A 1,190-nucleotide genomic window follows, 5' to 3' on the forward strand; every position below is an offset into this window, starting at 1 on the left:
GGCAAGCCGGCTTGTATGGTGATACTCGAAGGGGTGGTGGGACGACAAAGCCGATTCTGACTGTTAGCCGCAGTACAGACCGTGGGAGACCTCGCCCCACCCCTTCACCAAAGCGCCGATAAAGAATGCATCGTTTGCAAGCGACGATAGAAGCAAGCCAGCGCCTCTTGGTGAAACCCCTTCGAGTTCGAAAACCATACCGTGGGAGTTCAGGCGATGGCAATGCGAGTGGAGAAGTTCATCATCGGCGTCGATGTCGCCAAGGTTGAGCTGGTTAGCTATTACGAAGAAACCGCACAGCAGCACTCGTTTAGAAATACCAAGCCAGAAATCCGAAAGTGGCTGGCTCTTCAGCCCGCCAATACTGCCATCTGCGTTGAAGCCACCAATGTTTACCATCTGGACCTGGTTGAGATGGCTTACGAAACAGGTTTCGCGGTCTATGTCGTTGATGGGTTCCAACTCAGCAACTACCGAAAAGGAATTGGCGGGCGTGCAAAAACCGATGCCTCGGACGCTTGCCTGCTAGCCCGATTCCTTGACCGAGAGGGCAGCTCTCTCCGTCCCTGGTCACCTCCTCCAGCCGTCTACGGCAAGCTTCAAAGCCTGCTCCGGCGCAGAGCCGCACTGGTCTCGGCGCGGGTAAGCCTGACGCAAAGCTGGGGCAACGAAATGTCCCTCAAAGAGGCCTTCACCAGCTTTACCAAGCATTTCGACTCGATGGATCTGATGATCCAGAAGCGCTTGAAAACTTTGATAAGAGAGGCCGGCTTGGCCGAACAGGTAGCGCGATGCCAGAAAGTTGAAGGTATTGGCTTCCTGACAGCCGTTGCCTTGGTCACGGCATTCATCCGAGGGGAGTTCAGCCGCAGCGATTCGTACATCGCTTTTCTAGGTATGGACCTGAAAGTGACGGACTCAGGGCAGAAAACCGGGCGCCGACGATTGACCAAACGAGGTTGCTCGGAAGTGCGCCGGCTGCTGCATAACGCAGCAATGGCGGCTAGCAGAACTGCTGCCTGGAAGGAGGTGTACGAGCACTATCGCGGCACAGGCAAGGCAACCACGCAGGCCCTCGTCATCCTGTCCCGGAAATTAGCCAGAATTGCGTTCGCCCTGATGAAAAACCAAAGCGAATACATCAGTAACGGGGGCAAAAAACTTTGCCCCCAACCATAGAATCTCCCACA

The 1,190-nt window shown here is 55.3% G+C and carries 1 protein-coding gene; it reads left to right on the forward strand.

The genetic code is table 11. The annotated features are described in order from the left end of the window. Window positions 1-216 precede the first annotated feature (216 nt). Complete coding sequence (locus tag L6D75_RS27145; protein WP_176517365.1) at window positions 217-1,179, forward strand: IS110 family RNA-guided transposase; 963 nt, start codon at window positions 217-219, stop codon at window positions 1,177-1,179. The last annotated feature ends 11 nt before the right edge of the window (window positions 1,180-1,190 follow it).

The sequence above is a fragment of the Pseudomonas faucium genome (assembly GCF_021602585.1).
Lineage (GTDB): Bacteria > Pseudomonadota > Gammaproteobacteria > Pseudomonadales > Pseudomonadaceae > Aquipseudomonas > Aquipseudomonas faucium.